Source organism: Wolbachia endosymbiont (group B) of Aricia artaxerxes (assembly GCF_964026975.1).
Classification (GTDB): Bacteria; Pseudomonadota; Alphaproteobacteria; order Rickettsiales; family Anaplasmataceae; genus Wolbachia.
In genome coordinates, this window is record NZ_OZ034718.1 from 1,676,074 (window position 1) to 1,682,192 (window position 6,119).

The following is a 6,119-nucleotide window of genomic DNA, read 5'->3' on the forward strand; positions in this document are numbered from 1 at the left end:
ACTTTGAGATACAATAAAACATAAGAAAATCAAAAAGCAAATTTATTAATTACCAACCGAATTGGACTACTATATATCCCAGTTATTACCGTTAAAATTGCCATAAATAATAGACAAAAGAGCATAAGCAATGGTACCTCATTAAGTGTCATTCCAGCGTTTGATGCTGTACTGTTTTCAAAATATATTTTCTCAACCATTCTCCACATATATATTAGTGCAAGAAAAGAGCCAGCAGCAAAAACTGCAAGGGAAATCCATGCATGAGATTCGATAATTGCTTTCATCATATACCACTTACTTACAAAGCCATTTGTCAAAGGTACACCGATTAATGCGAAACTAAGTAGAGTAAATGCAAGTGTTGTATAGGGCATTGACTTTTTTAGTCCTGATAAATTTTCTATTTTTGTCATACCAAACTTATAAGAAATACACCCTGCAGTCATGAATAAAGACGTTTTTATCATGCTATGATTTACTATGTGAAGAACTGCTGAAAACAAACCTGCTTTTGAATTTAAACCCAGCATTAAAATTATATAGCCAATCTGACTGATACTGGAGTGAGCAAACAGTCTTTTTATATCTTTTTCGATCATTGCAGATATTGATCCAAATACAACAGCACAAAGCGCAAGGATGATCATCACGTTGCTTAGTGGTAAGAAAAAATTTTGCTGAAAAACAGTGTAAAAGATTCTAATAAAAACATATATCATCACTTTGGTTACTGTACCTGAAAAAAATATGCTAATGAAGCTAGGTGCTTCACTATATGCGTTAACCAGCCATCTGCTGAGTGGAAACAGTGCCATTTTGATTGAGAGACCAACAAAAATGAATAATGTACCAAGTCTTATGATGTTATTATCGTATAATGGTACTATTCTTTCAGCCATGTCAGACATGTTGAGCGTTCCGGTCATAGAGTATAAAAGGCCGATGCCAAACAAGTAAAATGTTGCTCCTACAGTACCACTAATGAGGTATTCAAATGCTGCAACTAAAGCTTTCTTATCCCTTCCCATTGAAACTAAAACATAAGAAGAAAGAGATGAAATTTCTAAAAAGACATAAAGGTTGAATATATCGTTTGTTACTAAAATTCCAAGTAATCCACTCAAGCACAGTAAAAATAGAGAATAAAAACCAATGATTTTGTTTTTGCTAATCTCTTTTTCATTAATATGAAAGCTATAAAGCACACTAATCAGCGCTATAAAATTCACCAAAGTTAGAATCAAGGAGTTCAATATGTCGATTCTCAACTCTATTCCGTATGGAGGAGCCCAATCTCCAAGATAATAAGTTATAATTTCACCATTGTATGTTTTCACTAGCAACATTAATGAAATAAAGAAAGTAGCTGCCGTTGTAAAAAAAGAGATAAACCAGGACACCTTATGTTTCCTGGTAAGAAAGCAGAACATCGATGCAATTATTGGTATAATAACTTGTAGAATTGGTAATTGCATTAAACTGTTGTTAATACATCGTTAAAGTATTAGTATATATAATACTTTTTGTTTTAATACCTTTATGTTATCTAAAATTTATAATGCAGTAACAAACTTATTAAGGAGAAAAGGTAAACTTATAGGTAGGGATGAAAACGTAAATTCTTACTATGAGTCAAGTAAAGGGAAAAGATGGGTAATATATGGTAATGTTTCTGAGCCCACAACAATTCCTCCAGAATGGCATATATGGCTGCATTATACTAATAATGAAGTACCAGTTAATAATAACAAAAGAAAAACTCCTAATTTAACAGGTACGAAAGGTGCATACTACCCAAATCAAAAGGTGAAAAACTACTATGAAAGCTGGAATCCTAATAATTAAAGATGCGAAGGTCAAATATACTTGAAATAATTGCTGGATCATTTGTATTAATTTTCACTATTTTTCTTGTCTTCTTCGCTATTAATAAGCTATCTTACATAAAGAGAAATTATAAGGATTGCTATAAAATACATGGCCTTTTTACTGATGCTAACGGTGTAGGGGTTGGTGATAGTGTCAAGATCTCTGGTGTAGAAATCGGAAGCATAACTGGTGTATCACTTGACAAAGCTACCTACATAGCACGAATCGATATGTGCATAAGCAGAGACATAAAGTTGCCAATTGATAGCTCAGCTCTAATCGCTAGTAGTGGAGTTGTTGGTAGTAAATTTGTTAATATATTACCTGGTGCAGATCCTAAATTAATTTCACACGGTGGTAAAATAGCGCATACTCAAGCTGAAGCAAATATGGGTGGAATAGTGGATAAAATTATTGGCATGTTTACAAAGTGAGAATAAGAACACATAAGCCAACTTGGCCTATGTACAATTAAGGGATTTTTCTATCAATAGCTTGAAGTTGTTCAGCGTTTGAATTATCAAGATTTCTGCTAGGTTTTACATTCCTAATAATCTCAACAAATGCTTGTACTTTCAGTATAGGAGTGTTTTTTTTACGTACTTAGGGAAGTGTTAAATAAACTGTATCAAACCGAGAAGTAATAATAAAATAGAAACAAAAAATGGAGGTTTGACAATGAGTCAAGCAAACAGAACTACCGGTTTGGTAGACTATAAAGAATTAGAAACAAATATCTTATCGTCTATACGAGAAGGAAGACCATTGACGGAAAGAGATGGTGCATTAACACCGTTTGTAAAAAGGCTACTGGAATCGAGTCTGGAAGGTGAAATAAAAAATCACTTGTCGGCTAAAAGCGAAGAAAATAACCGAAGAAATTGAAGAAATTCAAAGACTTTACGGACAAGTGTAGGTTCATTTGAGTTATTGACACCAAGGGATAGGGAAGGAAGCTTTGAGCCACAAGTAGTCAGAAAAAGGCAAACAACCGAACTTGAAGCAAAGGTTTTAAGTATATGCCAGTGGCATGGTATATAGAGATATAGCGTCGCATGTAGAAAAGATATAAAATATCTGTAGCAGAGATATCAAGTATTACTGATAAATTATTGCCTGTAATCAATGAGTGGCGTAGTCGTCCACTGCAATCAGTGTATCCAATAGTGTTTATGTTTTTTAAGGTCAAAGAAGACAGGCATTGCGTAAGTAAATACATGTAGAATATATTAGCAGAATGAAAGGAAAGAAGTTTTAGGTTTTTATATAGCAGAAAGTGAGGGAGCTAACTTTTGGCTAGGGATGTTAAATGACTTAAAAGAGAAAGGAGTAGAAGATATCCTGATTGTATGTGTAGATGGGCTAAAAGCTTTCCTACAGCAATAAACAGTGTATTTCCTAAAGCAGAAATACAACTATGTATTGTACATCAGATAAGAAATTCACTGAAATATGCATCGAGCAAAGATGTGAAAATTTTCATGAATGATTTGAAAAAAATATACCGTGCTGCAAGTAGAGAAACTGCCGAAAATTATTTGCTTGAGCTAGAGGAAAAATGGTGAGAAAAATATATAGCTCTTCTCATAATAGTGGAAACAGGATAAAATAGAGACTTAGGGTAATAAGAAGGTAAAAGTGCCAGCAGCATACAGTTATGACTTAGGGAAAAAAGCCATGAAGGAGAGAGTAAAACAGCAGTAGCAAAGAGGTTCAAAATCGGTAGAGTGACATTGTACAAATGGGAGAAAAGGCGGAAAGAAACAGGAATCGAAGAAACTGGAAAATAGAGGCTATAATCATAAAATCACCGATTGGAATGCGTTTGTAGAATTTATAAAAAAGCACGGCGGTAAAACACAATCAGAGGTGGCCAAACTCTGGGGCAATATAAGTCGTCAAACGATTCATAGAGCTCTAAAAAAATTTGGATTTACACGCAAAAAAAGATTTATGGATATGAAGAAAGAAACGAAGAAAAACGAGCTGAATTTCTGAAAGTCATATCGGCAGAGTCCCCTAAAAATTTGGTATATATTGATGAATCTGGTATAGACAATACAGAAGATTACCCATACGGATATTGCAGAAAGGGAGAGAGGTTTCATGCACTAAAATCAGGCAAGAAAACTCAGAGAGTTAGCATGATTGCATCTTTAAATAAGGGAAAAATCGTTGCACCTATGACGTTTGAAGGCTATTGTGATACAGAGGTTTTTAATGGCTGGTTCGAGCAATTTCTGGCACCAACTTTATAGCCTGGACAAACAGTGATTTTAGATAATGCAACTTTTCATAAGTCTAAAAAGATTGTCGAATTTGCCAAAAGGGTTGGTGCAGACATTCTGTATCTGCCTCCATATTCTCCAGATTTCAATAAAATTGAGCATCATTGGTTTGCTATAAAAAACAGAGCCAGGAAAAACATTCCTCTTTTTAAATCTTTTCGTCAAGCTGTCGATTCTGCTTTTCTTCATTTGTTTCCACTATTATGAGAACAGCTATACTTTAGTTTTGGGAAAATAATTGGGAAAATCTGTCTAGTTATTTTAAATATTCCGGCCCTGTAAGAAAATTAATTTATACCACAAATCCTATTGAAGGGTTACATAGACAGATCAGAAAATTTACTAAAACTAAGGGCTCATTTACTAGCACAAATGCCTTCTATGAACAGGTATATTGTGCTATAAAAAAGTTAGGAGAAAAATGGGCTATGCCTATACATGATTGGGCTTTGACTATGTCTCAACTTGATATCTTTTTTTCTTGTAGGGTTGAATTAAAAATGCGGCTTGACACAGTTTATTTAACACTCCCTTTTTGAAAGTTACAGATCGCTAAAAATATTTAAACAACTAATTTTTATAACTTTATACCAAAAAAACTATTCCCACCTTAATTATCAAACAGTAACGTATAGAACTACAAACTTTTGTATATTAAGAAATTGTTTAAATTGCATACCTGGCTACTATGTCTCCTACTTCCAAGATAAAGTACCTTTCACTAAAAAATATTGAATTTAATTTTTGTAATCACTTAAGTCTAGTATTATTTTGTTAATGTATCGTTCATTTGCATCCTTGATGATAAATTTTATACCATTTTTATATCTTATAACTTCATCTACAGAAGGTACCTTACCAGCAATTGAAAGAACCAAACCACTAAGTGTGGCATAATGCTCTTCAGAGTCACACAACTCTATTTTTAGATTTTCCTCTATATCCTTTATAAGGGCCCTTGCCGATATTTCAAACTTATTTTGAGATAATTCAGTAATGGTGTGTTCTGAATTTACCTCATTCTCGTTATCAATATTTGGTATCAATTCTTCTATAAGATCATTTATCGAAATTAAACCATCAGTTCCGCCATATTCATCCAGTACAATAGCTAAATATGACTTGGAAGATTTCATTCTAACAAAAAGATTTGTTGCTTTCATTGAGGCTGGGACAAATATTACATTTTGTATAATATTTCTCAGATTAAAATCTTTATTCTTATTGAAAATGATATCTTTTACGTAAAAAAAGCCTATTACGTTGTCAAAGTTATTCTTATAAGTTGGTATCTTAGCATGGTAAGTGTTTTTCACCTTCTTTATTACCTCATCCTTGCTCGATTCAATGTCTATTGCACATATCTCCTTACGTGGAGTCATTATATCCATGATACTACAATCACGGAATTTTAATAGACTATTAAGTATGTCAAGACCTGACAGATCACCCATTAATGCCTCAGTCGCACATTTTTTTAACACAGAAGTTTTGTTGAAGAGAAAGAAAAAAATTTTGTATGCTATTTTTTCTACTAAAGTTCTTTTCTTATTCAATTTATTCCCTTTAATGGTGAAAATATCTTTAGATAAGGTCTATCAAGAAAACTGTTATTAAATGTTTAATAAGCATGTGAATAATGTCAAATTAATTTGTGAATTATTTGTTAATATAAAATACTAACAATTGATCAACAACTTTCTCAACGACATATACATAATTGTGTAACAATACATGATAGTAAAGTATTTTCCGTAAAAGAAAATTACTAACATTATAAATATCTTACTTATACACATAAATTACAAGGCAAAATCAATAGTATATAGAAGTTATTAACATATTTATCCACAAGTTAAGTAACAATAATTTTTACTGAATTTTAAGTTAATAACAATTTATTGATAGAACTATTATTACTACTATACTTTAGTATAGAAAAAAGTAGATAAAATAGAT

General features: G+C 32.3%; 4 protein-coding genes and 3 pseudogenes. 5 read left to right on the top strand and 2 right to left on the bottom strand.

Annotated elements, in window-relative coordinates:
- Positions 1–29: 29 nt before the first annotated feature.
- A complete protein-coding gene (locus AAGE00_RS07890) occupies positions 30–1,478 on the bottom strand; it encodes a proton-conducting transporter membrane subunit (RefSeq protein ID WP_026097249.1) in 1,449 nt (482 codons plus the stop codon).
- Between the two features lie 64 nt (positions 1,479–1,542).
- Here AAGE00_RS07890 and AAGE00_RS07895 point away from each other — a divergent pair, with 64 nt between their 5' ends.
- The 5 genes and pseudogenes from AAGE00_RS07895 to AAGE00_RS07915 form a co-directional block, all read left to right on the top strand.
- A complete protein-coding gene (locus AAGE00_RS07895) occupies positions 1,543–1,848 on the top strand; it encodes an NADH-ubiquinone oxidoreductase subunit NDUFA12 family protein (protein ID WP_007302403.1) in 306 nt (101 codons plus the stop codon).
- A 2-nt stretch (positions 1,849–1,850) separates the two neighbouring features.
- A complete protein-coding gene (gene mlaD / locus AAGE00_RS07900; protein ID WP_007302404.1) occupies positions 1,851–2,306 on the top strand; it encodes an outer membrane lipid asymmetry maintenance protein MlaD in 456 nt (151 codons plus the stop codon).
- A gap of 244 nt (positions 2,307–2,550) precedes the next feature.
- A pseudogene (locus AAGE00_RS07905) lies at positions 2,551–3,434 on the top strand (IS256 family transposase); the annotation flags it as partial.
- A gap of 76 nt (positions 3,435–3,510) precedes the next feature.
- Positions 3,511–4,367: pseudogene (locus AAGE00_RS07910) on the top strand (IS630 family transposase).
- 20 nt (positions 4,368–4,387) lie between these two features.
- Positions 4,388–4,699: pseudogene (locus AAGE00_RS07915) on the top strand (transposase); the annotation flags it as partial.
- 198 nt (positions 4,700–4,897) lie between these two features.
- Here AAGE00_RS07915 and AAGE00_RS07920 read toward each other — a convergent pair.
- Complete coding sequence (locus AAGE00_RS07920; RefSeq protein ID WP_007302250.1) at positions 4,898–5,716, bottom strand: transporter associated domain-containing protein; 819 nt, start codon at positions 5,714–5,716, stop codon at positions 4,898–4,900.
- Positions 5,717–6,119: the final 403 nt, after the last annotated feature.

Coding starts and splice junctions, on each gene's coding strand:
- AAGE00_RS07890 (WP_026097249.1), bottom strand. CDS start 1,478: ATGCAATTACCAATTCTACAAGTTATTATACCAATAATTGCATCGATG.
- AAGE00_RS07895 (WP_007302403.1), top strand. CDS start 1,543: ATGTTATCTAAAATTTATAATGCAGTAACAAACTTATTAAGGAGAAAA.
- mlaD (WP_007302404.1), top strand. CDS start 1,851: ATGCGAAGGTCAAATATACTTGAAATAATTGCTGGATCATTTGTATTA.